The 26,447-nt window shown below is 34.7% G+C and carries 19 protein-coding genes; 8 read left to right on the top strand and 11 right to left on the bottom strand.

All coding sequences use genetic code 11. The annotated features are described in order from the left end of the window. Position 1 precedes the first annotated feature (1 nt). Both prfA and pyrF read left to right on the top strand, forming a co-directional pair. Positions 2 to 1,078 (top strand): peptide chain release factor 1, encoded by a 1,077-nt coding sequence (gene prfA, locus ACJAT0_RS04245; RefSeq protein ID WP_374003543.1) that lies wholly within the window; start codon positions 2 to 4, stop codon positions 1,076 to 1,078. A gap of 25 nt (positions 1,079 to 1,103) precedes the next feature. Continuing rightward, the gene (gene pyrF / locus ACJAT0_RS04240) at positions 1,104 to 1,913 is read left to right on the top strand and encodes an orotidine-5'-phosphate decarboxylase (RefSeq protein WP_415180664.1); all 810 of its coding nucleotides are present in this window, start codon (positions 1,104 to 1,106) and stop codon (positions 1,911 to 1,913) included. A 532-nt stretch (positions 1,914 to 2,445) separates the two neighbouring features. On the opposite strand, the gene ACJAT0_RS04235 is transcribed toward pyrF, so the two are convergent. Beyond that, entirely contained in the window at positions 2,446 to 3,246 is an 801-nt protein-coding gene (locus ACJAT0_RS04235; RefSeq protein WP_374003541.1) for a class I SAM-dependent DNA methyltransferase, read from the bottom strand. Positions 3,247 to 3,290: 44 nt separating this feature from the next. Between ACJAT0_RS04235 and ACJAT0_RS04230 the strand changes: the two genes are divergently transcribed. Then, a complete protein-coding gene (locus ACJAT0_RS04230) occupies positions 3,291 to 4,463 on the top strand; it encodes a THUMP domain-containing class I SAM-dependent RNA methyltransferase (RefSeq protein ID WP_374003540.1) in 1,173 nt (390 codons plus the stop codon). A 221-nt stretch (positions 4,464 to 4,684) separates the two neighbouring features. Further along, positions 4,685 to 5,353, top strand: a complete 669-nt coding sequence (locus ACJAT0_RS04225) for a ZIP family metal transporter (RefSeq protein WP_415180663.1) — start codon at positions 4,685 to 4,687, stop codon at positions 5,351 to 5,353. A gap of 384 nt (positions 5,354 to 5,737) precedes the next feature. On the opposite strand, the gene ACJAT0_RS04220 is transcribed toward ACJAT0_RS04225, so the two are convergent. Beyond that, entirely contained in the window at positions 5,738 to 6,553 is an 816-nt protein-coding gene (locus ACJAT0_RS04220; RefSeq protein ID WP_415180662.1) for a dolichyl-phosphate beta-glucosyltransferase, read from the bottom strand. Between the two features lie 161 nt (positions 6,554 to 6,714). On the opposite strand from ACJAT0_RS04220, the gene ACJAT0_RS04215 reads away from it, so the two are divergent. The 3 genes from ACJAT0_RS04215 to ACJAT0_RS04205 are packed head-to-tail and all read left to right on the top strand — an operon-like array spanning position 6,715 to position 12,517. Continuing rightward, complete coding sequence (locus ACJAT0_RS04215; protein ID WP_415180661.1) at positions 6,715 to 9,777, top strand: hypothetical protein; 3,063 nt, start codon at positions 6,715 to 6,717, stop codon at positions 9,775 to 9,777. Positions 9,778 to 9,812: 35 nt separating this feature from the next. Then, complete coding sequence (locus ACJAT0_RS04210) at positions 9,813 to 11,012, top strand: hypothetical protein (protein WP_415180660.1); 1,200 nt, start codon at positions 9,813 to 9,815, stop codon at positions 11,010 to 11,012. After that, positions 11,009 to 12,517 (top strand): glycoside hydrolase family 2 TIM barrel-domain containing protein, encoded by a 1,509-nt coding sequence (locus ACJAT0_RS04205; protein WP_415180659.1) that lies wholly within the window; start codon positions 11,009 to 11,011, stop codon positions 12,515 to 12,517. The genes ACJAT0_RS04210 and ACJAT0_RS04205 overlap by 4 nt, the downstream gene beginning before the upstream one ends. Here the strand turns inward: ACJAT0_RS04205 and ACJAT0_RS04200 are convergent, their stop codons facing one another. The 3 genes from ACJAT0_RS04200 to ACJAT0_RS04190 form a co-directional block, all read right to left on the bottom strand. Further along, positions 12,518 to 13,717, bottom strand: coding sequence for a glycosyltransferase (locus ACJAT0_RS04200; protein WP_415180658.1), 1,200 nt, complete (start codon positions 13,715 to 13,717; stop codon positions 12,518 to 12,520). A 24-nt stretch (positions 13,718 to 13,741) separates the two neighbouring features. Continuing rightward, positions 13,742 to 14,041: a hypothetical protein gene (locus tag ACJAT0_RS04195; RefSeq protein WP_374003533.1), complete on the bottom strand. Its 300-nt coding sequence runs from the start codon at positions 14,039 to 14,041 to the stop codon at positions 13,742 to 13,744. A 124-nt stretch (positions 14,042 to 14,165) separates the two neighbouring features. Continuing rightward, positions 14,166 to 15,413 (bottom strand): sugar isomerase, encoded by a 1,248-nt coding sequence (locus ACJAT0_RS04190; protein ID WP_415180657.1) that lies wholly within the window; start codon positions 15,411 to 15,413, stop codon positions 14,166 to 14,168. Positions 15,414 to 15,903: 490 nt separating this feature from the next. Here ACJAT0_RS04190 and ACJAT0_RS04185 point away from each other — a divergent pair, with 490 nt between their 5' ends. Further along, complete coding sequence (locus ACJAT0_RS04185) at positions 15,904 to 17,925, top strand: tetratricopeptide repeat protein (protein WP_415180656.1); 2,022 nt, start codon at positions 15,904 to 15,906, stop codon at positions 17,923 to 17,925. Between the two features lie 365 nt (positions 17,926 to 18,290). Here ACJAT0_RS04185 and ACJAT0_RS04180 read toward each other — a convergent pair whose 3' ends face one another. The 6 genes from ACJAT0_RS04180 to ACJAT0_RS04155 form a co-directional block, all read right to left on the bottom strand. Beyond that, positions 18,291 to 19,019 (bottom strand): LytR/AlgR family response regulator transcription factor, encoded by a 729-nt coding sequence (locus tag ACJAT0_RS04180; RefSeq protein WP_415180655.1) that lies wholly within the window; start codon positions 19,017 to 19,019, stop codon positions 18,291 to 18,293. Positions 19,020 to 19,052: 33 nt separating this feature from the next. Further along, a complete protein-coding gene (locus tag ACJAT0_RS04175) occupies positions 19,053 to 19,370 on the bottom strand; it encodes an Hpt domain-containing protein (protein ID WP_415180654.1) in 318 nt (105 codons plus the stop codon). Between the two features lies 1 nt (position 19,371). Further along, positions 19,372 to 20,424 (bottom strand): sensor histidine kinase, encoded by a 1,053-nt coding sequence (locus ACJAT0_RS04170; RefSeq protein WP_415180653.1) that lies wholly within the window; start codon positions 20,422 to 20,424, stop codon positions 19,372 to 19,374. Continuing rightward, positions 20,425 to 21,555 carry an FIST signal transduction protein gene (locus ACJAT0_RS04165; protein ID WP_415180652.1) on the bottom strand — a complete coding sequence of 377 codons (1,131 nt, stop codon included), beginning with the start codon at positions 21,553 to 21,555 and terminating at the stop codon, positions 20,425 to 20,427. Between the two features lie 4 nt (positions 21,556 to 21,559). After that, positions 21,560 to 23,536, bottom strand: coding sequence for a PAS domain S-box protein (locus tag ACJAT0_RS04160; protein WP_415180651.1), 1,977 nt, complete (start codon positions 23,534 to 23,536; stop codon positions 21,560 to 21,562). Between the two features lie 523 nt (positions 23,537 to 24,059). Beyond that, entirely contained in the window at positions 24,060 to 24,476 is a 417-nt protein-coding gene (locus tag ACJAT0_RS04155) for a response regulator (RefSeq protein WP_415180650.1), read from the bottom strand. Between the last annotated feature and the right edge of the window lie 1,971 nt (positions 24,477 to 26,447).

The raw sequence follows: 26,447 nt of genomic DNA, 5'->3' as shown, positions 1-26,447 counted from the left end.
CATGATAGATAAATTAAATATTGTAAAAAATCGTTTTGACGAGGTAAATGACTTGATCATACAGCCAGATGTAATTTCTGACCAAAAACGATACGTACAACTTACCAAAGAATATAAAGATCTTAAAAAACTCATGGACAAGCGTGAGATTTATGTAGAACTTGCAGCAAATCTAGAAGAAGCAAAACAAATTATATCAGACGGCAGCGATGCCGACATGGTAGAAATGGCTCAAATGCAACTGGACGAAGCTAAAGAAGCCATTCCTGCGCTAGAAGAAGAAATACGTATGATGCTGGTTCCTAAAGATCCAGAAGATGCTAAAAATGCTGTCATGGAAATACGTGCCGGTGCTGGTGGAGATGAAGCCAGTATTTTTGCTGGAGATCTTTTTAGAATGTATGAAAAATACTGTTCTAGCAGAAACTGGAGCACCAGTATAGTTGACACGAGTCATGGAACTAGTGGTGGTTATAAAGAAATCATTATGGAAGTAAACGGCGATGACGTTTACGGTACCTTAAAATTTGAAGCTGGCGTGCACCGTGTGCAACGTGTTCCTCAAACAGAAACTCAAGGTCGTGTGCATACCAGTGCTGCAACGGTTATGGTACTTCCAGAAGCAGAAGAATTTGACTTAGAACTGGACATGACAGAGGTGCGTATCGAGCGTACTACCTCTACAGGTCCTGGTGGGCAGTCGGTAAATACTACCTATAGTGCCATTAAATTACACCACGAACCTACGGGAATGATCGTAAGTTGTCAAGATCAAAAATCTTCTCACAAAAACCTAGAAAAGGCCTTAAAAGTTTTGCGCTCCCGTCTGTATGATATTGAGCTCGCAAAGAAAATGGCTGCCGACTCTGAAAAGCGTAAAAGCATGGTAAGTACGGGTGACCGTAGTGCCAAGATTAGAACCTATAATTATTCACAAGGTCGCGTTACAGATCACCGCATCAACTTGACCTTGTACGACCTAGATAATATCATTAATGGTGACATTCAAAAAATCATTGATGAACTTCGACTGGTGGATAATACCGAGAAGTTACAAATGAATGATGACGAGATATAACGGTGCATAGCAGTATAGAATGTAAATGACTTTAGAAAACCTTACCACCCAAATACTTGAGAAAAAGTCCTTCCTATGCATTGGACTGGATATTGATTTAGAAAAAATACCTCCTCATTTATTGGAGGAGGAAGACCCTATTTTCACTTTTGCCAAAGCGATCATAGACGCCACTCATGATCTCTGTGTAGCCTATAAACCCAATACAGCTTTCTTTGAAGCTTATGGAGTAAAAGGCTGGCAAGCTTTAGAAAAAACAATCCATTACCTCAACGAGAATTATCCAGATCACTTCACCATTGCCGATGCTAAACGCGGCGACATAGGAAATACTTCCACCAGATATGCCAAAGCATTTTACGAAGATTTGAATTTTGATAGTGTCACTATTGCTCCTTATATGGGTAAAGACTCTGTAGAACCATTTTTAACTTTTGAAAATAAATTTGCTATTCTTCTTGCCCTAACTTCCAACCAAGGAGCTTTTGATTTCCAGACCAAAACTGTAGATGGAAAACCACTCTATCAAGAAGTACTTAAAACCGCTTCTCAATATGAGAACAGCGATCGATTGATGTATGTAGTAGGTGCTACTAAAGCAGCATATCTAATGGAGATCAGAAAAATAGTACCTCATGCTTTTCTATTGGTTCCTGGGGTAGGAGCCCAAGGCGGCTCACTTGAAGAAGTCGTAAAATATGGTAAGAATGATCAAGTAGGATTGCTGGTCAACTCTTCTCGCGGCATCATTTATGCATCTCAAGGGAAAGATTTTATTCGTGCCGCAAGAGTCAAAGCAATGGAATTGCAGCAGCAAATGGCTGGGTTGATTTAATTATCTCGTCATTTTATTGATGCCTATCATCGGGTCAACCCCTTTTGATTCTCAGCAAAGCTGAGCAACATAATTTCTATTTCGGTTAACTTAAACCTGCGTCAGAACTTTAAGGTTGAAGGTTAATTATCTGTGGCATGATTATCATAACCAACACCATTCAATTTAAATCAAGCGAAAAAACCAATAACCACTAAAAAGATCCTCTCTTGAAAAGAAACTATCTGACCAGTGGAATTTGCGTATAGTGAGAAAAATGAGTACCACTAGCTTTGCTAGGAATGCTTGAGAAATGCAGGAAATATGGTAAAGCCTAAAAGTGTTGAAGACAAATTAAAAACATTGACGAAAATTCTAGTTCCTTAAACACCCGTGACCCCATAGATAGTTACCTGAAGGGAAAACCCATTTGAAAAACAATAAAATACATCCCTTAAAAATTAGGAATTACATATGGAAAATGAAATTAAAGACACAGCATTCGCTCTTAGAGATTCCGTTATGCAGTGGAATGAGATTTAAATGAAAGCCTTTACTTTCTAAATATCATTATCAACCGATCTGAAATTTCCTTATCGTAATCTTCCAAGTGATAATTACCGTACACCTCTATTAAATCTACACCTGCAGCTGAAAAATATCCTTGAAAATCCTCTAATGTTAAAGCACTTACTCTTTCTGTAAAATGATAATCGTGATCATTATCTCTAAACCTTATGTCTTTGTATATAAAACCATTTTCAAAACGTCTGGAATTATTAAAAGTGATGCCTTCCTCTGTTTTAGAGTTTTGCCCTACTAGATTTTTAATGACATGACCTACATTCATAAAATCAATGACTCCATACCCTCCAGGTTTCAAGTTTTCTTTTATGGCTGTTATCGTCTTTAAATTATCTGCGGCATCATCAAAATACCCGAAACTAGTAAAAAGATTAAAAACGGCATCAAAGCTTTGATCGTAAGCTACGGTCATGTTGTGCACGTGAAACTCGATGCTAGAAGCATCGATAGGATTTAAGCTGTTATGCGCTTTTTTATCAGATACTCCCGATATATTTTTTCTCAATTCCGCTTTCGCGAAAGCGATACTACTATCACTCAAATCAACACCAGTAACCCGGTATCCCAATTGATTGAGATACATGCTGTGACGACCACGGCCGCAGGCAAGGTCCATAATTTGCGCATTCTTATCCAATTTTAATCGCTGGGTAAGTCGCTTCATAAACGCTCCAGCTTCCGCATAATCCCGATCGCGGTAAAGGATGTGATAATAAGGCGTGTCGAACCAACTGGCGTACCACTGATCTGATGTGTTTACATTGCTCATAGACCGCAAAAATACCTTAATTTTGTCGATCCAAATCCACGATGATGTCCCAAAATTTTAAGATGATTGCCAAAACGCTTTTTGGCCTAGAAGAAGTCCTTGAACAAGAACTAAAACAGCTAGGTGCCACAAACATAAAACGCGGTGTGCGCATGGTAGAATTTACTGGAGACCAAGGATTTATGTACAAGGCAAATATGATGTTGCGTACAGCCATCAGAATTCTTAAACCTATTTATAGCTTTAGAGCACGAAATGAAGTAGACCTTTATGATGGGATCTATCAATACGACTGGTCTAAACATTTAACATATCATGATACTCTAGCCGTTCATGGAACAATTGCATCCCAATATTTTAATCACAGCCAGTACGTAGCTTTAAAAACTAAAGATGCTATAGTAGATCAAATACGACGCAATACTGGACAGCGACCAGATGTAGACACTAGGCATCCAGATTTGAGAATATCGGTACATATTAACGACCAGAATGTTGATGTATCGTTAGATACAAGTGGTGAACCTTTGTATAAACGAGGATATAGAACAATGACTAATGAGGCTCCTATTAATGAGGTTCTTGCGGCAGGAATCATATTATTGAGTAATTGGGACCAGCGTTCTACGTTTATCGATCCTATGTGTGGTAGTGGAACAATTGCTATTGAAGCGGCTATGATAGGGGCAAACATTGCTCCAAATATCAACCGCAGTGAATTTGGCTTTGAGAAATGGCCTGATTATGATAATGAGCTGTTTGAAAACATACAAGCAAGTTGTTTGAAGAAAATGCGCGAATTTGACGGGAAAATTATCGCTCGAGATGCTGACGGCTATGTTATAGAAAAAGCAGTTGAAAATATAAAAAATGCCAATCTTACAGACTTTATAAAAGTAGAAAAAGGAGATTTTTTTAGAGATTATCAAAGCGCAAGTGCTTTTTTAATGTTTAATCCACCTTACGATGAGCGTATTTCTGTTGATATTGAAGAGTTCTACAAAGAAATAGGCGACACTTTAAAACAGCGTTATGCAGGTTCTACCGCATGGATGATTACAGGAAATATGGATGCTCTAAAATTTGTAGGTTTGCGCCCATCCCGTAAAATTCAATTGTACAACGGTAAGATAGAAGCGAAGCTTGTTAAATACGATATGTATAAAGGGACTAAAAAATTGCATAAGTTGAGAGGTGAGAAAGAGGAAGAAGAATAAATAATTTAACGAGCATTGAGACGGTACGGACAGATCCTAGATAAATTTGGAACTTTATAGACCCTTAAATTAAAATTCTAGAACCCATTTTTTGAGCCGACAACTGAACTCCTTTAAACGGAGATAAAACCAGCAGGTCCCTCATTAATTTAGAACTAAAAATATCATTACATTAAAAACTATTGGACCAACTTTTTTGAGACAATAACTGAGAACTAAACATGAATATACTCCTACCCTTTCTTGCTGTATTATTAGGTTTTGCCGCGGCCTTGCTTCTCAAGTCACAATCAAAGGAACGCATGAAATTGCTCCTTGCTTTTTCGGGAGCCTTTTTATTAAGTGCCGTAGCGAGTGAATTCTTACCCGAGATTTATGAAGGTGGCAGGAATAGGTATGGCGCCTATCTTATGGGTGGTGTGTTCTTACAAATTATTCTTGAATTTTTCTCAAAAGGCGCTGAACACGGTCATTTACATATTGATAAGGCAGCCCATACTTTTCCTTATTTACTGTTCGGTAGTTTATGTTTGCACGCGTTTCTAGAAGGAATGCCCTTGCAAGGAGAAACCAGCATGACTTATGGTATAGCTGTTCATAAAATACCTATTGCTTTTATTTTTACTTCATTTTTACTTTCTAGTCATTTTAGCAAGTTCAAAACAGTCCTGATTATTTTATTCTTTGCGGCTATGTCACCCTTAGGAAGTCTGGTAGCTGGAAATTTAGAAATTCTGGAAGATTTTATGTTACCCATAAAGGCTATAGTTGCTGGAATTGTTCTTCATGTTTCTACCACACTAATTCTAGAAGCTAGTGAAGCTCATAAGTTCAATTTCGCTAAAATTGTGGTGATGGTAATAGGGGGTGTTTTGGGATTTTTACTTTAGATAATTGTAGCTACCATGCCAACTATTTTTTTGCTCTTTAATTCTCAGAACATGCTGGAATAACAAGAGTTTTTTTTGCCGCTAAACTCCTTAACTAAGGATAAAGTTTTTTTTTGTAAGATGGCAGTGATTTTGTCTCTTGAAACTTTTATTTACCCTCTTTAACAAATCTATTAAGACACCAGATTTATAGATTCTTTTATTCCCTCCAGAATAGATAGGTTCTTAAACTCCAGTCATTCCCCAACACTATTTTATAGAAATTCCACCAGCCTTATTATTTACAATTATTATCCCATTAGAACCTACTAAAAATTTAATGACATGTCGGATGGGATTTTATAAAACAACCCTTTTATATCCCTAATTTTAAAAAGTAACTATTTATGCTGCAATAGAATATTCAGTCGAAGCATCATTTATTTTAAAGGTACCTGTATACAGATTGCGCACTGTATTGTTAACAGTAAATACGTTATAATTCATCCATATTTGAGCTAATTTTATAGGAATAATGATGGCATCTTTAGTGCTTAACTTGGAGTCTTCTACATGCACCCACCTCATTAATGGCTGCTCTGTAATTTTATTCATAATGTTATTTTTTCCCAAATACTTTTTAAGTCTTAAAAATAGCTCTACATCAAACAGCCACCTGCTTAAAAACGCATCTTGATACAGTATTGGAACGATATTTTTAGTAAAAACTTTTGCGCCACATTGGGTATCTCTAATAGGCATCGCTAAAATTAGTAAAATAAATTGCTTGATAAAGTTTGAGAGTACGGTTCTCATAAAATTGCGTTCTATTTTACCATTACCACCTGAGTTTCTAGAACCAAAGACAAGTATTTTATTCTCTTTCTTTAATGTCTTTACTAAATCTTTGAAATCTCTGAAATCTGTAGAAAGATCTGCATCCATAAAACCTATAAAAGAAATATGAGGCTCGTTGTAGAAGAATCTGGCTCCTGCCCTTACAGCAGTTGCTTTTCCAGAATTCTTTTTTACATCAACTATACTGATGCCATCAGGCGCTTGATCTTTCATTTTATGAAGGATTTCCAACGTATTGTCCTTACTACCATCGTTTACAAAACACAAATGATAGTCTTTGTTTTGCTGTATAAAAGATATAAAAGCTTCTTGATCTAATCTCTTTTCTTCATTATAGCATGGGATAATAATTCCAGTTTTCATACTTATACCATTTAGAATTAATATTAATTACACTACAAACATATCTCAAGAACAAGCTTCCAATATGTCATTTTCGATAGACAGTAGTTTCCTTTAGACAGAAACCACTCATCGATAGACGGGCCATTTATCGAAAGAATTATCTTTACCTCGTACAAAGAATGACTATTTTTCACATGCCTATGTATAATTCAAAGACAAATAAGTATCTCATCACCGCCGTATTGTTAGGAATTATATTCCATGGAACGTCTATGTTTTTCACCTTAGAAAAGACCTATGATGCATTGATACATTTGTTCTTTGCAAATCATTATGCAACTAGCTGGTTCGAACCTTGGAGTTATAGTTGGTACACTGGCTTTACCGTTTTTGGGTATCCCCCTTTAGTACATCAAACCATAGGAGTGTTATCTTTAATAGGTGGTTTAAAATTTGGAATGTTCACCGTTGCTTTAATAGGGGTCATATTATTTATTACAGGAATCTATCGTTTTACTAAGATTCTTATTCCCAATAAAAAGATAGCGGGATATGCGGCTATAATGGCAGTCTTTTCTTCTTGTTTTGTAGAAACCCTTCATGTTTTTGGACAGTTGCCTAGCATCATTGGTATTTCTATTCTCCTACATGCTTTACCAGAAATATACAAATGGATAAAAACTGGTCAGAGAGTCTACTTATTTAAATCACTTGCTTTACTAGCGGTAACCGTTACTTCACATCATGTGACACCTATTTTCGGTATGGTGTTTTTTATATGCCCTTTAATAGGAACTGCAATTATGGACGCGGCAAGAGAAAGAGTAAGTAGCAATACTGAGGTTACTTTTTTAACTTTCTCAAAAGCGCTGTGGAAACACTTAAAACGTGTCGTCATTTTTGGAGCTTGCTCGCTGGTGCTGATTGTAGGATGCATACTGCCTTATTGGATCAATTCTAAGAAAAATCCCATTACTCAAATCCCTATACCACACGGCTCCAGAGATAACTTTATAGAAGTCACCTCATCTGGATTGGTGTTTTTTATTATTCCATGGGGAATATTACTATTTCTTTTACCTTACTTTTTCTACAGGTTTTACAGCAAAAGATTGTTTTTTTTCGGAATCTCATTCAGTCTGTTATTTGTTCTAGGCACGGGTGGAACAACGCCTATACCCTTAAAAATATTGGGGGAAAATGCTTTTAATATATTGACATTAGATCGTTTTACTTTGTGGGCATCTATTATGGCACTGCCTTTATTTGGCGAATTTTGTTATCGATTTACAGATGGCGATTATAAAGAACTGTTGCAGCAAAAATGGGGCGCAATACTCCATAGAACCAGTGGAGGAATGCTTGCCATGTGCTTTATCGCCATTGCCGTTTTCACGATGACGCTAGGCAAATTCAGACCTACCCAGCCAGAGGCTATTAAAATGAAGTCTATCGTAAATTTTTTGAATGAGGACGATCATGATAGATGGCGTTATTTGCCATTGGGCTTTGGAGATCAAATGGCATGGCTGTCTGCGCAAACAGAGGCAACCACTGTAGACGGCAACTACCATTCGGCAAGAAGATTACCAGAGTTTACTACTAGAGCGGTAGAACGCCTTGAAAACTCTAAATATCGAGGTATAGAGGGGCTGGGCTCACTACAACAATTTCTTACTGTACCGGAGAAATTTCATTTAAAATATGTGTTCTCTAATGATAAATTTTATGATCCCCTACTCTACTTTACTGGCTGGCACCGATTGAGTCAATTAGAAAATGGCATTGCGATATGGGAGCGATCTGGAATCATTCCTTTACCTAGTATTTTACCTAAAGATGATGTTCCTTTATTTCAAAAATTACTGTGGGGAATTATTCCTCTTTCTACATTGATTATAAGCATACTGCTATATTTAAGTGGAATGTGGTCCCGTTCTTTTAGGAAAAAAAAAGAAATTCAACAAATTTATTTTAAAGCTCTACCAGTGAAAAAAATAGTTCTAAAATGGCTTTATGGAATCTCGCTGTTATGGATAAGCGGCATACTAGTATTTGGAGTCTATATGGTTTACGGCCTTTATATCAAAAAAGCAGCGCAACTAAGTCCAAAAAGTGTAATAATCGCTTATTACGATGCCTTAGATTTTAGAGAGTTTGAAACAGCACATTCGTTTATTGATCCCTTGAAAGAAAAGGATATTTCTCAATTTATGTTAGAGATATCTTTGTCTGACGGCCTATTGAGTTCTTATGCAAAAATGGATAGCATATCGGTTAAAATAATAGAACAAACCAAAATTACAGCCACCGGTGTGGCCTCCATAAGCTGGATAACACCCCTTAAAGAAATAAAAACTAAAGATACTCTTCTTATAAAAAAGGAAAAAGGAAAATGGTATATCATTCCTAAAAATGTAGATCCAGACATACCTCCAGATCAACTCATGCTCAAAAGCAGCACCCACTTTTTTAATCACGGCAAACGTAAAATCACATCAGGACAAACTTTTCATGAAGATGTTCTAAAACAACCTGTAGTAGAAGTTCTCAATGCAAGACTTATACAAAAAGACACCACATTTTACCTAATAGGTGCTATACAGAATGTAGATAACATCCCAGCAGATATATCTGTGACAGGAGTTTTATATAATAAATTTAATAAAGAAATCGCTAGATACAATGCCCAAGATGTGATAAAGCACAAATTACTTGCTAAAGAAACAACTCCTTTTCTCATAGAGTTTAATAGTAGTAATGATCCACATAGAGCGTTTGAAATGCCTGAAGAATTTGAAATTCAAGTAAAGGCAAATGTTGCTACTTCAGGGCTATCCCAGACAGTTGCTCCTTCCCATATTCATGTAAAAGGAAAAGAGTTGACTGGTTTTCTTTTTAACCCAAGTATAGAGGCAGCCACCATACCTCAACTATTAATCAGTTATTATAACGATGCACAAGAATTGATATGGACAGATGCGGTGTATATCAATGAGAGTATTAGACCCCAACGAAAAATAGCTTTTAAACTCATCTTACCTGATATACAATCTCCGTTGATCCTCTCTTCCGCCCTTTTAAATGTTTCTGTAAATGGACTGCCCAACAAAGATATTGCGACAAAAGTACATCCAAATAGAAATAATATAGGACGGAAAGAGTTTTTAATCCAGGTGGATGGATTGCCATATCAATATATTTCCATCACTACTAACGCATTTATAGGAAATCCAAGATGATGATAACCCACCTATCTCGCAACATTTTTATCTTGATGGCTTTTATAGCGATACTGTTTTCCTGTTCTACTGCAAACGACAAACAGAAAGTAGAAACTAAAGGAGTAGCTCGTTTTAAGATACAGCCACCTAAAAATCAAATAGTGACCGATAGTGGGATAAAAGTATTTTTTAAAACCTTTGACAAAAGCTCTTATCAGAAAATAAATTTTGTGATTTCAGGAACTTATGGAAGTACAATTTTACCTGCAGATATAAAAAACAATGAGCTTCAAATAAAAATACCCAAAGAAATCACTAAACATGCTAGCGTTATAACCTGGCAGCTTATTGCTGATCAAGAAACACTGCAAAGCGGCAGTTTTAAATTAGTGGCAGATATCAAAGCTTTAAAAGCTATAGAAAACTACTTAGGACCGCGCAGCATTATTGCGACCCTTAGAGATTACACCATGCTTGTGAGCATTCCCGTAGACAGTCTTGACAACTTATTACCAGATGGTACTATGGTTTCCCTGCAACATCAATTTAAAGGAACTATATACCAACAATATAAAGAACTCTCTGCTGGATTCACGTGGAAAAGAATACGTGCTCCTTTAAGAACTGGAAGAATAATCACAGGTAGTACGATCAATCATAGTTCTTCAAAAGAGCTCGTTACCGATGTATTTCCGGATATCCCAACAGCATTCCAAATAAAAGAAGATAGCAATCATAACTATGCTGATGGAAATGAACTGATCACGATTAAAACCGATCAAATAAAAGATGCACATGGCAACATCACTACTGATGGTACACTGGTTAAGTTTTTTATAAACGATGACCGAAATCAAAAATGGCAAACTGCAGCAAGTACGATTAATGGGTATGCTTTCGCGAAAGCGTTACACCCAGAAAGACCTTCCGTATGGACTGTTAAAGGAATTATAATGGGTATGGTAGAGAGTCCAGAATTGGAAATTAAATTCCAATCTGTTTTAAAAGAGATCCCTATTCAGGAGCCTCAAAACAATCAAATCACAGTCGGTCCATTGACTAGTTATTTAGGCCAGCTTATACCAGACGGCGTCCAAGTGCGTATAAAATTCAATGGAAAGGAGACCCTGTTGAGAACTAAAGCAGGAATAGTGACCTATAGATTTGACACCGCTTTACTATCGCAAAATATTTATAAAATTCAAGTAGCATCTTTGGGTATTACCACTGTAAAATACATACAACTTCATTGAAAAAAAATAAAATTATATATCGCATCTTCATTATAGCTGTATTTATTCTTGTGAATGCAGCCGTCATCTATGGCATCAGTCAGGTAATTGCTTACCTAAATACAGGAGCTGATAGTTCTAAAATATTACACCTAGATATAGCGCGTACTGATTATTACCTACCAGAAGTAACTTGGGTTTCTATAGATAATCCAGGAAGACCACTGGCGCATGAAAATCAGAAAAAAATAGAGCAAGATTACCTGGATGCTTGGTTTGTGAAAAATCTAGCTCTAGAAAATAATAATACGGATGGAATTTATGATCACTATACAAAAAGTGCTCGTGAAAAAGTCAATGCTCTTATTGCCTTCAATACCGCTCAAAAAATAGCTGTCCGATCTACTATTTTAAATCACCACATTACCTTAGACTTTTATAGCGCCGATGGAACTGTTGCGATTATAACGGACCGTCGTGTTTCTGGAATAGAAAAAATTTATAAAAATAATAAATTTATTACGCAACGTGAATTCAACGAAGATTATAGAGTCATTCTTTTATTAGAAGATGGTTTCTGGCGTATCAGACATTTTGAAAAGCTTGCCATAAACGAAATTGCCGCTGCAATAAATAGTATTCCAGTTGGGATCAATCAAATAAAAGGTCTCAATTATTATCCTGAAAAATACCCTTGGGACACATTTAATAGAAATGTAACTTCTAAAACTTTTGCAGCAGACTTTAAGATCATTAAAGAATTGGATCTAAACACCATAAGAGTTTTTATAGGCTACAGCGATTTTGGGAAAGCCCATGTAGATGTGAACAAATTAGAAAAACTAAGTATACTTTTAGACGAGGCTCAAAAAGCAAATTTAAAAGTGATGATTACTCTTTTTGATTTCTATGGAAATTATGATATAAAGAATTGGACACTGACGAATCAACATCTTAAAGCTGTAGTCATGAAAGTTAGTGATCATCCTGCTTTGCTGGCTTGGGATATAAAAAACGAACCCAATTTAGATTTTGTAAATAGAGATAAGGAACGAGTTTTATCCTGGTTATCTCAAACCATTAAAGCCCTAAAACAGATCGACTCCATACATCCAGTAACCATAGGATGGTCTTCCCATAAAGCAGCTTTGACTCTTAAAAATGAAGTGGATTTTATCTCTTATCATTATTATCAAAATCTAGAAGATCTTAGTAAAGTCCACAACTCTTTAAAGCAAGAAACTTCAAAACCCGTTTTACTGCAGGAAATAGGTCTATCTAGTTATGATGGATTTTGGAGTTTTGGGGGAAAAGACAAAGAAGATCAGGCATCTTTTTACACAGCTCTTTTAAAAATACAAAAAAGAGATAGTATCAACTATTTGTTCTGGACGCTTTATGATTTTGATAAAATTCCCAATGATGTGGCTGGCTCACTTCCCTGGCGTAAAAATAAACAGGCCTACTTTGGAATTATAGATTCTGCAGGGGTAAAGCCAGCTTATACAAGCCTCAAAAACAATTGATTAAACTGCGATTGGAACTTGGGCAGGAGGGATCATGTTCTCTTCAAACATATCTAAATACATTTTAGTAATTACAGACATAGGCAAGGCGCTAGCAGCTTTATAATTTGCTTTTGCGAGCTCAATTCTGTGTTCTTTATCTAGGACTAGTTTTTCAATGGCAGCGGCAAGACTATCCACACTTTTAGGCTCAAAGAATTCTCCTCTATAACCTTCTTCTTTAACTAAGATACTTAAATCACCTAAATCTGGCATAACGACCGCTTTTCCATAACTACCTGCCTGATGCAATACTCCAGAGCTCCCTGTGGTGGACGTATAAGGAAAAACAACTATAGCACTCTCTGAAAAGATAGTAGAGATGTCTTCCTCAGCAACATAACCTGTAAACGTGATATTAGAGCTCTCACTATATTGCTCTTTAACCCCTTGTAAATATCCCAATGTGTTCGGGTTATCTGTTCCGGCGATAACAATTTCAAGATCTTGACCGGTACGCATTCTAACTTGCTCTACGGCTTCAATTAAATTCTCCACTTTTTTATAGGTGCCAAATTTCCCGAATGTCATTACTTTAAGAGCTCCAGTAGCCAGCTCATAAGAAGGCTCTTCTGGGATTTCAAAAGTCCCATGAGGAATAAGTACACAATTGTCTGCCTGGTACTTTTCTTCTAGAATAGTTACATATTTACTTATGGTTAACACAACCTTGTCTGCTTTAAGAATGACACGAGTAAGCATTTCTCCGATAAAATTAAAAACAGCTCTTTTAATTCTGTTATCGGTAAAACCAGCACTTTCTAAGTCGACGGTTTCCATAATGTTATGCAAAAGTACCGTTGTCTTTACCTTCATTAATTTAGTCAACCATGGGGAGAACAATCCTAAGGCTGCAGAAATTTTTTTATCTCCAAATTTCATGAATTGCAGGTTGTACAACACCATATCTGGTTGTGTCTTTCTAATAGCTTTTGCAATAAAAAATAGATTCGAATAGCTGTTGAACTTCCAACATTTTTGAACCCTTACTCTGCATCCTACTTCCTTAAAATCGATCTCAGCTTCCTTAGCGTGTACATCTGTTAACAAAGTCAATTCAGTTACTTTTAGATGCTGTCTGAAATGTTTTACCAAGTGAAATGCATATTCATTAAGAGTAACTTTACTAGGCGGATACGAGGTTACGATTGCTAATTTCATAATATTAAAATTTGATGGTGAAAATTAAGCAACGAGCTTAGTTATATCATTTGGATTGTTGATTTGCTGAAATAACAGAAGTACATTTTCATCATTGGAACTAAAAAATGAAAGCTTATTATCATCGGCAAGGTTTTTTTTAATATTTTTCAATCCTGCTATTAAAATATCCTTTCCTTTTTCCAAACCGCACAAATTGAGTATTACTTTATGATCAATTGCGACGAGCATGCTAACCAAGGTCAACACCTCTTGAATATGTGAACTACAAACTTCCCCTTTAAAACAAATTACGCCTTCTCTGTCTTCAATTTGTAATGCCATAATATTTATTTTAGAATTACTAACCTTAATTGGCACTACAAATATGTTCAATACTTTATATTATTTTGAGAAATTACGACCAATCAACATTATGTACGGATGAATCATAGCTAAAAGACGATTATTAGTTTTTAATGAGGAGCTGATTATATGCGAAATATGAAATTTGAACCACAAGCAATCCTGCCATAACATATACCTGAACCATAACCACCTCTAAAAGACTGTCATGAAATGACATTATAAACACTACTTGGAGTGTTCCAAAAAGGGCAGTTATGACAATAGGTATATAATGATCTAAGGAAAGAAAGTAATAAGCAAAAACATTAGCTAATGCAAAAAACGAGGTGGCTAAAGCGTACCAACCTAGTAATGAAGAAATACTGATATACGGCGTTCCAAAAAGCAGGTGCACCGCAATTTCAGGAAAGACAAATGTAAAGCTCACAATGACAAATGAAAGAAGTGTAATGTACCCTATATACTTTTTTAATACGGGAATAGGATTTTTTCCTTCTTTACGATTTTGAAGTACTTCAGGTAATAATAACATCACAAACATCCAAGTTACAAAATAAACCGCCCTACCTATAAGAGCAAGAGATGCATACAATCCTGCATCGTAGGAAGGGAAATAGTGCTTTACTAACAATATATCGCTGTTGTTGCATATTATTTGTGTCAACTCGTAACAAGCAGTAAGGAAAAAGAAAAGTATGATTTTCTTTTGTTGTCTTTTAGAAATTTCAAGAGTTAAATATTTGGCAGCAGGACGTCTTTTCATCGGGAAAAGTCCCGCTATAAAAGAAACACCTATCGCAATAGATACCGCATATTCTGAAGACACATCAAACAAAATTAAAAGAGTAAATGTAAAAAATAAGCGGCACAGCATTTCAGCTTGATAAGTGATCGACAAACTGATAAAATCACTTTCTCCTTGAAGAATACCACGATTCACACTCATTATAAAATACAGTGGTATCGCCATTCCAAATGCTATAAACATTCCTGAAGACTCTGTTTGAAAAATAGTCTTTAAATTACCTGCAAAAAACACCGTACACATTCCTAAAACGAGTCCTGTACTTATGGCATAAGCATAGATTTTTGTTAGTAATATGTTCCTCTGATCCAATGGGAATTCTACCGTAAACTTAGTTACCGTAAATTGAAATGTCATTGCTATAAATGAAAGTACAAGAAGCAAAGTAATCAATATCGCAGCATCTGCAAATTGGGATGGACCCAAGTAACGACCTAATAATAAATTGTAAACATAGTTTCCTACATTTACTAAAAAAGCACTGATCATAAAAAGCTGCTCTGGAGTAAATATCTTTTTTATTTTTTGAGCAAGAACTAACATAGCGTTATATTTAGGACGTCACTAACTGTATAACTTGCTTTTTTACTCTTCTGTAAACGACAACCATTTTATAACTCTTTGAAATAATTCTGCGATTGTATACAATTTTCAGAACGTTTCTATTCTTTATATATGTAAAATCCATAACTACTGTTTTTAGTTCTACTACAAATATGAGATGAATAGAAAAGAAGTTTGGAGTATTTCGACGAGATGAAATATGCTGTAGATGAATGGTATGAAAGCAACTTTTAAAGATTTTTTTAAAGAACTGTACTAGTTTTGCTTTCGCGAAAGCGGCATAAACAACTGACATATAGAGCCCTTATACCTTATTGAAAAAACACTTTTTGTAGTGCATCGGTATGCAAATCGCTGTTGACCTAAATCAAATATCTTTCAAACGACGGAATGTATAGATCAATTGCAAATAGCCACAGATTAAAACGAATGTACGTAGTGATAACTTGCATCTGTAAATAAACCAGCCATGAAAAAACTCGGTCTCTTATTCATCTTATTAGTTAGCACGATCTGTTATGGCCAAGATATGACAGATGGATTCCAGTTTCTAGAAAGCGGTAAGTATATAGAAGCGCAAACCTTCTTTCACAACATACTTATAAACCACCCAACTCATAAAACCGCTAGGCTTTGCTATGGTCGTGCTTTAGGACTTAACGGTCATACCGAAGAAGCAAAAAAAATATTTATAGATCTAAAGACGGCTTACCCAGCTGATTTTGAAATCCTATTGAACTATGCCGAGTCATTATTATGGAACAAAGAATTTAATGAGGCAAAAGAAATGTATCAAGGTCTTGTAAAAAAAGACAGCACCAGTTTTCCCGCAATTTTGGGATATGCAAACACACTTTCTAACTTAGAGAAATATAAAAAGGCATTGCAATATGTAGATACAGCGCTAAAAATACAGCCTGGTAACAAAAACGCAATGGTTTCAAAAAAATACATGAAATTAGGTACGGCATCTCAATACATATCCCAACAAGAATATGCAACTGCTATTCAACTACTTGAAGAAAACCTAATTGACTTTCCAAATGATGCCGATTCTAAAATTTTACTCGCAAATATTTATATTAATACCGCTGATTTTACTAAAGCAAATGCCATCTACTGTGAATTAGAAGATCGTGTAAGCGGTCTTGTAGGTCTATCACTTGTTGCTCATCTTAAGAGCAGAAATAAAAAAGCACTGAAATTAGCTCAAGAAGCAACTGCTCTAGCAAAAACAGATTCTCTTAAAATTATGACTGCTCAAGAACGTTACATTCAAGCGCTTATATGGAATGGAAAATACAGAACCGCAAAAATAGCTATTGAATCGTTAACTACTCAACTGGGCACTTCTAATAGAATAGATGCCTTAAGTGCTTCTATGTATATGTATACGGGACAGATATCTAGAGGTATCGATTACTACAAGAGTATTTTAGATAAGGACAGTACATCATTCAACGGAAATTTAGGAATTGCAAATGCCTATCGCGGTCAGGGAAATTTAGGTAAAGCTTACATTTATGCTCAAAAAACACTGGTCTTTTATCCAGAACAAAAAGATGCAAAAGCTTTACTAACTGCCCTAGATAAGGCGCTAAGTCCTGCTATTCAAACCACTGGAGCTTACACAAAAGATAATGGTGATAATCAAGCATATGGGGCAAGTGTAAACGCTACGATTCCTTTCTCTGATCGTTTTACTGCCAGCTTCAATTACTCTTATAGAACTACAGAAAACATAACTTTAGGAAATATGGCTAATAATACCAATGTTTCTATAGGTACGAAGTACAGAATCAAAAATAATACTTGGATAGAAAATACCATAGGTTTTACAAAAGCAACTGCAGACGTGAATAGCTATACAGATGTCAACGGTTCTATATTTATAAAAACAAGACCTTACGCGTTACAAAACTTAGAGATAGGATACCGTCGTGAATTACAAAATTTTAACGCTGCACTTATCGATGAGAAGATATTCATGAACAACTACATGATTCATTACAATATGGGGACAAGCTTTAATCTGGGATGGTATACCGGTTTAATGCATACAGGGCAAACAGATAAGAATTCTAGAAACCTTATTTTCACCTCTCTTTATTATACGTTTACAAAAGCACCAGCTCTAAAAGCAGGATTGAACTACCAGTATTTAAGTTATACAGAACAAGTCCCAAGTCAGTATTTTAGTCCAAGTATTTACCAAGCTGCCGAAGCTTTTCTGGATTTAAATGGCAACAAAGGGAAATGGACTTACGGCTCCAATGTTGCTATTGGATATCAATTTGTAGAAAAAGATGATGCCACTACCTTACTAAGGGCTGAAGGGAAGTTGATTTACAGCATCTCTCCAAGATGGCAAGCAAGCGCTTATGGTAAGTACAGCAACATAGCCAGTGCAACTGCATCTGGGTTCGAATTTACGGAGGTAGGTTTTACATTAAGATTACAAGTTACTAAAGGAAAGCTATTTGATTTTTAACACCATAACACGGTGTTGTATTCAAAATGACCAACTCATTTCTTAGCAGGAAAATATTCTAGAACTCCTGAAAAAAAAGATCCTGTGGCATTAGACCTTTCCTATTATGTGGAAATCCATTTGCGAATACCGCCTTTTAATTTTTAACTCGTAGGGAAGAATTTTATAAAGATAAGTGCTACAAAACTAGGTGGAAAAGACCTCTTCTAAACTTCTCGTAAATTCAATAAACTTTAAAAAAATAATAGCTTAAAGTTCTTTGAACCTTCATATGCAGAAGGGTTCTCAAAACTCTTCGATACATTCAGAAAAGGATTCGGCACTTTTTTGTTGCGCTTTTGCGTTTGGTCAGTCTTATAACTCACTTACAACAAGTTAAGCCTCCTCATCAATTCTGGTCTATTGGACCTGCTAATTGGTATCACATTCTTTGCAATTAGAACGCTGTTATCTTCGATGTCAATTATTTTATTTATATTGATGATATAGGATCGGTGTACTTTTAAAAAGAGCACATCAGGAAGTTTCTCTTCTATTTTCTTAAGTGTAGAATGAACAGTATAATTTTTCTTCTCTGTCTTTATAAGGATGTAATCGCCTTTTGCTTCAATCAAATAAATATCTTCAAATTCAATTTTCACTAGTCTTCGATCTATATTCACGTACATCTCTTTTTCCATAGGAGAAAAAGATTCGTTCGTATTGGGTTTTGAAGAAATTGGCGCCTCAGGATTTGATACCACCTTTTCATTTTGTGCTTTCTGTACCGATTTTAAGAACCTTGGAAAAGTAATAGGCTTGAGCAAATAATCTACGATACAATCATAGCCAAAAGCTTCAATAGCAAAATTCTTATCAGAGGTAGTTAAAATTATTCTAGGAGGGTTCTTAAGTGTTTCTATAAAATCAAAGCCACTATAATCTGGCATGTGGAGGTCTAAAAAGATGAGGTCTATATCGTTTCTATTAAGGAATTTCATAGCGCTTATAGCGTTGGGAAATTCTTCAATAACATCTAAACTATCTACCTGGCTGCACAAATGGGATACTATTGCTCTGGCGGTTACTTCATCATCAATTATAATACAATTCAAAATTTTAAATTTTGTGTTCCAGCAATTTACATATTATAACTCATTTATGAAACGATTACAGTGTTCAAGTAGGATATCAAATTCACTTTTAAGCGAACTTCCACCCATTTTTAGCTCCTCTTCATATGCAATTGCCGTATTATAACCATCAACCATGCCCATTATCCCCAGTTTGTGCTTTAATTTATGCACACTTTCAGCGGCTTTTACAAAAGCAGAACTATTAAAGTTCTTATTGTAAAGTTCTATTTCCTGAGGCAATTCTTCCTTAATTACAGCGATGAGTCTATTTATAAACACCTTATCTCCAAAACCAAGTTCATTAATATAATCTAAATTCGGTTCTTCCATTTTAATTTGTTTTAGGTAGGGTAAAATAAAATGAGGACCCTTTTCCTAGTTCACTATCTAGCCAGATCTCACCTTGGTAAGAAGTGATGATTTTCTTTACGATTGATAATCCTATACCCGTATTTTTAGAATCATTTTCTAACTTCTGAAATATTTGAAATATTTTTTCAAAATAAGCCGAATCAATTCCCTTCCCATTATCCTTAATTTCAAATTGAATTTTAGTATCCAGATCCCTTGAAATAATATCTATAAAGCCCTCTTGTTTATCGATACTGTTTATAGCATTGACAATCAGGTTTTGAAAAATTTGTTGCCACTTAAATCGGTCCACTTCTATTATGGGTAACTGGTGTATTTTTATGTGTATGTGATCTGGCACGTTAAGTAATTCTATCGTTTCTTTCACTAAAACTTCTAAATTAAGCTCCCGTTCTACTCTTATTTCCTTGCCAATTGAGGAATATTCTAAAATTCCAGATATAAGTGCATCCATCTTTTCTATGTGAAAAACGATTAATTCACAATATGCCTTTCCTTCTTTATCAAGTGTATACCGATGTTCTTCTATTAACCAACTCATCAAGGCCTCAATACTTCTTAATGGGGATTTTAGATCATGCGAGACGATATGCGCGTAGTCATTTAACTCTTGATTCTGAAGTGCCAGTTCTGTAAGTAATTTTTCTTGATTTTTATTAACCTTTATAAGTTGTCCAGCTTGTTCATTTATATAATCTGCAAGCTTCTTTCCTTCTAGGTTTTCAAAAATATTTTTCTGCTCTCCCGTGTTTTCAAAAGGCTGAATTGTATTAATAACCGTTTGTAACTTCGTTAATAAATTGCGTTGCAGTTCCGTTTCTTCCCTCAGCAATTTGTTTGCTTCAAATAATTCATCAGAGCTTATTTTCATAGCTCGTTGAGTCATTTTAAATTGATCATCTAAATTATCATAAGAATCTTCAACAGATTTTAAAAAAATCTCTAAATCTTGTCGTCCTTTAAGGTCAGCAGGAAGGTATTTACTAATTTGTCTTTTTAAAAGCGGATTCATCTATTCACTTATTAACGTTATGGCCATGGTTTGATTATGTAATTTACAACTGCGTTCCCCATAAAAAGGAGCTATCTCGCCATAAGAATACATACCGCTTATGATGACATCGTCACCTATGATACCGCGCACTTCTTCTATCTCTTCTTCAACCCGTTGATTCAATACTAATTTACGACCTATACAACTGACTAATAAAGCAAGTTGCGGCGCTTTATCCCTTCCTTGCATGGCTCGAATAGCAGCCGTTTCAGACGCTGCTGCGATATTATTCATGTTAGTCATCATCAACTGTACAGAAGAATTAAGAGGAACATCTCCTGCGAGAATCATGGTGTTTTTTTCTTCATCTATATTTAATATCGTGCGCACAAATGATTGTTGATTCTCTTGACTTTTTATATTTAATGGATATATGAGCGCAGACCCTGGTAAATCCATTGCTTTATCACCTAAATATTTTTTGTATAAATCGAGTGCTGGCTTACCATCAATTTCATAAAGAATATTTTCCTCAGCTTTTGTGACTAATCTTTCCGGACCGAAAGGTGTCCAACCGCCATATATAGAAAAAGAAGCTTCAAAAGTATCACCATAAAAACCGATAACAACAATTTCTCCTTGTTTAGGAGCCTTATTATAGGAGGCTAATGTTTTTTCAAAACGTGCATCATCTCCACATAAACTACCAGTTATCATGATTTTAGGCAACGCTTCTTGCATTCCTTTAGTGAGAGCAGATCCATTTACAAAACTTCCTTCTGAGATTACAAAAATATGTTTGAGTCCTGAAGGGTTTAATTTTTTAACAACCTCTCTACCAGCTATTTCACTATCGCCTTTACTATCCTTTATATTAAAAGCTTTTACTTCAAAAGTAGTGCGTTCAAATTCAATAGCCGTAACTGTAATATGCTCATGATTTACAGAGCTGCCGACTAACTCGCCACAAGAAGATCCAAATACTAGGTGACCATCAGGAAAGCGCGTTCTTAATTCCTCATAATTCATTTCATCTTCTAGTAAGAAACGATTCCCAAAAATGAGTACTAATGGCTCCTTTAAAATATACTGATCACCTAAACATTCCCAATCACCAGCCGCTTTCTTTTGTAATTGTACTGTTCTCATATTTTTATTTTTCTATAGTAAAGAAGAAAGTCGTTCCTTTACCAGGAATACTTTCTAACCAAATGCGACCATTGTACAAATCCACTATTTTTTTTACAATAGAAAGTCCTATCCCTGTGGACTCCTGTCTTTTATGAAGTGTTTGAAATATTTGGAAAATTTTCTGATGGTACTCCTTATTGATACCTATTCCGTTGTCTTTTACAGAAAAAGTATACTCTTTGACCCCATCTTCATAATCAATTTCAATATAACTATTTTCTTCATTGCAATAATTGATAGCATTACTAATCAAATTTTGAAATAATTGCTGAATTTTAACTCGATCCACTTTTATGGTGGGTAACCGTTTTACTATCGTAAACATCAGGTGATCTGGAAAGTGCAGCAGCGTTACAATATCATCCATTACCCTATTCAAATTTACGTCTCTGGAAACATCATGATCATTTACAATACTTGAATATTCTAATAAATTAGAAATAAGTTGCTCCATTTTTTCTAACGTCTCATCAATCATAGTAAAATGAGATAAGGTGTTTTCAGATAATGCGCCTTTATTATCCTCTTTTATCCAAGTAACTAAGGCATTTATACTGAGTAATGGAGATTTTAAATCATGTGAAACTACATGTGCGTATTCTTGAAGTTCGTTATTGCTTTTCTCTAATTTATAAAGCAACCTTTGTTTTTGTGCTTCTAGATTTTTAATTTTAGTAATATCAAGATGAATACCTATAGAACCTATGAGCTGTCCTGTAATACTGTAATTAGGCGCACCACTTGTAAGCCAGTATTTACTCTGCCCATCTCTGTCCCGCACCTTTAGTTCGTAAGAACTTGAGTCTCCTTTAGCTCGTTTATCGTTTTCTTGTAAAAGAACGGCCTTATTATCTTCATCTAGTAAAACTTCATGCCCTTTTTCACCAATCAATTCCTCTTTAGAGTAACCGGACATTTCCTCAAATCTTTGATTCACCATCGTGATTTTATCATTCGTATCTACCTCGATAAGTCCCAAATTCATGTTAGCAATAATACTGCTGTACTTTTGTCCTTCTGCCTCTATAGCTTCATTATATTTTCTTCTTAAAGTAATATCCCTATACGTCCACAGATGGCCTTTGTAAACGCCATCTTCATAGATAGGAATAAAATCCCTCTCTAAAGCAGACCCATCTTTTAAAACAAGCTCATCAGATAAAACTTGCTTTTTATTACTAATAATTTCATTTATTCTTTCTGTAAATAATACAGGATCTTGAAATAGTCCTTTGCATAATTCTGCATCATTGGAACAATTTTGACCTATCATATCTACAGGAGCATGAGGTATATTGAAAAAGTTACAGAAACGTTTATTAGTAACCACGACATTGCGATTTTCATCTTCTAAAAGAACTCCTATTTCTAAGTTACGTATAAGCGTATTTAATCGATTCTGAGTATCTAAAAGCTGCTGCTCCGCAGCTTTTTCGTCTGTAATGTCTCTTACTATTCCTTGTGCCGCAATAGGTTGATATTTAGAATTGTAAATGATACTTGCATTGATATGAACCAAACGTATAGAATCATCTGCAATAGCTATTTTTACATGAAAGTCTGTTATAAAACCTTCTTCATAGAGCTGTTTAAAACTAGTTATTACCTTTAAGCGTTCTCCTGGAATAACTAAATCCAAAAGATTTAATTTTTCATGCGATCCATACCCTAATAAAATTTCGGCCGCATCGTTCATTTTAAGAACATTGCCTGTGAGATCTATCAACACATAAGCATCTACAAGGTTCTCAAAAAGTCCTTTAAGTTCTGAAGTTTTAGTTTGTAATAATTCTTCTAACTTTTCCTTGGAAACTTCTAACTCTTTAGTTTTAGTGTAGAGCTCTATCAACTTTTCATCCAGTGTGTGTTCAGCTTCCTTTCGAGCAGCCTTTTCTAGGGCTAATGCCCTTTCATATAATTTGGCTTTTTCATCATTCATAAGCAGCTGTATTAAGTTCTACTTTACTAGCCTTTCTTTACTATTATCCTCTAAGGTAGTCACTTTTTCATGAAGTTGCTCAAAAATTAAAGCCCGTTGACCTTTTCAAAAACAATAACAGGCTTTACTGGCCTGTTCTGTTTTAATAATTGCGCAACACATCTTTTTTACAGCAGTGTATTTGTAAAGTCCCAAGTTTACATAAATTATATGCAGGATTGCATAGGATTTGTCCTATATCAAAGAAGCAATGCTATAGAATCTAAAACTTGATTAAAAAGTGCCAAACGGCAAATTAACTGCGTTTCAAAAGAGGCTCTATTATTAGAAGAAAATAGGTAAACACAGAACCTATATATTTATATGTAGCGTAGGCTGATGATTATTACTTCAAGTGACTTATAGGTTCTATTGAGGATATGTATTTTAAGAGAAAAATCCTGATTACTAATATAAACCTATGCCATTTAATAGTAAGATTGAAAATAATATACCAATAAAAAGTTAAGGGACTGCCCTCTTGCTATGCTTTTATTAGTTCGTTCATACTCCAGTATTCCAAAGCTGAAGCAATTTTATTCACATAATGCTCATATTTTAAGGGCTTAATTATATAACCCGCAATTCCTGTTTGATAACAAGTCAGAACATCTTTACGGTTATTAGAAGTAGTTAAAATAACTATAGGTATGTATTTTAAAACATCATCGTATTTTATAATTTTTAAAAAATCAATACCGTTAATTTTAGGCATATTGAGATCCAAGAAGATAATGTCTGGTAGAACGCCACTATCCCTTAAGAAGGATAATGCTTCTTCTCCATCTTTAGCTTCAATAAGTTCATGAGTTAATTGGAGCTTCTTGATGGCCCTTTTCAATTTCATAACTTCTATAGTGTCATCCTCAATAAGAAATATTTTTAGCTTTGAATTATTCAATTTTTTTACCTTTTAGCAAAAATAAATATATTAATTTATTTCTTGAATTGTTAAGTAAAGAGATCAAACCTATATTTAGTGTCGATGAATGACCTTTAAGTGTCGATGGTTGGAAAGGTGATCATGAACCCTTGGCGATACCACAAAGCAAACCATTGCAGCATAGCTATAACTAGTACCCAACATAACTGGTACCAAATGACCTAATTGAACAAACGTTTGTTTCAAGCATCACATACAAATCTTAAGATAGAGTAAGTGCCAGCACTGATCAAGAGATTCATTTGTAAATAATCGAATATATTGTTTAAATTGTAGCAATAAAAACCACAAAATAACCCATAATTACAAAAATTACGCTGGAAAAGCTTCCATTTTAACTATAAAATATATTTTCCTTTTTCCCGACCGTATAAATTAAATATCGCTTTATGCTCTATTTCTTCAAGTATACTAAAAAAATTCAACGTCTTATGCATATGCGAATTACAAACTTGGCCTTCATAATAGTTTTTGATGTAAAAGACAAAACAGTTGCTGTTTTTAGCTATTATTTTCAAGTTAACAAAAGGTGACTTTACATTTTGTTCAATACTGATTTAGCATCAATTATATTTTTATCTTCGTACATCTAGCAATAAAGGGAAGTTGGCATTGGCGACGTCCAACCTCTACGGGAAATGATCCATGCTTAAGAAAACTCATTTGCGCGATTTATTTTTCTCCGTTTTGTTGGCCCAGAAAAGTTTTTAAGCCTGTGTTTGTTATCAAATAAATGACCTTCTACCATGTTTATAGTATTAGGTATTTCTATATAATAGTTGTCGTTCAAGCAAATAACCAAATTATATTTATTTTTAGGCTTCAGTGAACCATGCGCTAACATCTATGTATGTAATAACATTTACTTGTATTATATTTGGAAATTCTTTCATCTGTAAACACTTTCCATTTATCAAACCATAGATATAATTCTACTTCAAGCGACTTCTAATAGGTGTACTTAATCACAGTTACTGGTTCTTTTAAGTCAAAAATGGTATCCGTTTTATGACTTTTGAACCTATAGGTCGAAGAATTACAACCAGATGAACAGGAAACCTGTGGACAAGAATATCTTTAAAGATATAGAGCAATACTCCATGACCATCACAACCAACTATTGTAATTTTGCATCCCTTGTTATTAAGATCATTTATACTTTGAAGCTAAAGAGAAATAAAGTCAGATTTTATCTCATCAAAAAGAAGGACCTATTTCGTACAAGCATCCTTAAAAAGCATCCAACCAAAATTTGTACCATTCTTGGAAATATCTATTAAACGAACAACTCTACAGGGCTTTTTAATGGAAATTGACGGTAACTATATGATTTAGAATGAACCGTTGATGACAAACATTTGTAATAGTGAGATAATTGTTTTGAAATAAGCTTTACTGCTGCACTTTATTTCAAGATAACTATTAAAAACCATTTTATTTCATTCAGTGAAAGCCACACATTAATAATTAGGTTTAAACATTTGTAAAAACTTTTACTATTTATAAGAGCCACATATTCCCGATCGTCCAAATTATTTTAAATCTTTCGGAGGACTCTAGAAGGTTTGAACCTTTACAAATATGCATAATAGATAGTGTAGGTTATAGTTAAGATAGAAAGGCTACATTTTCTATATCATATAACCACAAATCGACAAATTTAAAACACTTTGAAATTGATAAAGATAATTACCTGTACAGCCTTGGTTATTTTGTAATAAAAGCAAGCCGTATTGTTTATAAAAACAATTTAAAAAAAATATTGGACTATATAATTTATAATCAGCACTACTTGGTGCACTTAAAGCTGTGGTCCATATATATGCTTATATATTATTTATCTAGATAAAGTAGGAAGCTATATGGCATAAAAAAACCCTTATCCAATAGAGGATAAGGGTTTAAAAGAAGGCGGCGACATACTCTCCC

This window comes from Nonlabens sp. (assembly GCF_047636915.1).
GTDB lineage: Bacteria > Bacteroidota > Bacteroidia > Flavobacteriales > Flavobacteriaceae > Nonlabens.
The sequence above is the reverse complement of the archived record's forward strand: the minus strand, read 5'-3'. Positions and strand labels throughout refer to the sequence as shown.

Coding starts and splice junctions, on each gene's coding strand:
- prfA (WP_374003543.1), top strand. CDS start 2: ATGATAGATAAATTAAATATTGTAAAAAATCGTTTTGACGAGGTAAAT.
- pyrF (WP_415180664.1), top strand. CDS start 1,104: ATGACTTTAGAAAACCTTACCACCCAAATACTTGAGAAAAAGTCCTTC.
- ACJAT0_RS04235 (WP_374003541.1), bottom strand. CDS start 3,246: ATGAGCAATGTAAACACATCAGATCAGTGGTACGCCAGTTGGTTCGAC.
- ACJAT0_RS04230 (WP_374003540.1), top strand. CDS start 3,291: ATGTCCCAAAATTTTAAGATGATTGCCAAAACGCTTTTTGGCCTAGAA.
- ACJAT0_RS04225 (WP_415180663.1), top strand. CDS start 4,685: ATGAATATACTCCTACCCTTTCTTGCTGTATTATTAGGTTTTGCCGCG.
- ACJAT0_RS04220 (WP_415180662.1), bottom strand. CDS start 6,553: ATGAAAACTGGAATTATTATCCCATGCTATAATGAAGAAAAGAGATTA.
- ACJAT0_RS04215 (WP_415180661.1), top strand. CDS start 6,715: ATGACTATTTTTCACATGCCTATGTATAATTCAAAGACAAATAAGTAT.
- ACJAT0_RS04210 (WP_415180660.1), top strand. CDS start 9,813: ATGGCTTTTATAGCGATACTGTTTTCCTGTTCTACTGCAAACGACAAA.
- ACJAT0_RS04200 (WP_415180658.1), bottom strand. CDS start 13,717: ATGAAATTAGCAATCGTAACCTCGTATCCGCCTAGTAAAGTTACTCTT.
- ACJAT0_RS04195 (WP_374003533.1), bottom strand. CDS start 14,041: ATGGCATTACAAATTGAAGACAGAGAAGGCGTAATTTGTTTTAAAGGG.
- ACJAT0_RS04190 (WP_415180657.1), bottom strand. CDS start 15,413: ATGTTAGTTCTTGCTCAAAAAATAAAAAAGATATTTACTCCAGAGCAG.
- ACJAT0_RS04185 (WP_415180656.1), top strand. CDS start 15,904: ATGAAAAAACTCGGTCTCTTATTCATCTTATTAGTTAGCACGATCTGT.
- ACJAT0_RS04175 (WP_415180654.1), bottom strand. CDS start 19,370: ATGGAAGAACCGAATTTAGATTATATTAATGAACTTGGTTTTGGAGAT.
- ACJAT0_RS04170 (WP_415180653.1), bottom strand. CDS start 20,424: ATGAATCCGCTTTTAAAAAGACAAATTAGTAAATACCTTCCTGCTGAC.
- ACJAT0_RS04165 (WP_415180652.1), bottom strand. CDS start 21,555: ATGAGAACAGTACAATTACAAAAGAAAGCGGCTGGTGATTGGGAATGT.
- ACJAT0_RS04160 (WP_415180651.1), bottom strand. CDS start 23,536: ATGAATGATGAAAAAGCCAAATTATATGAAAGGGCATTAGCCCTAGAA.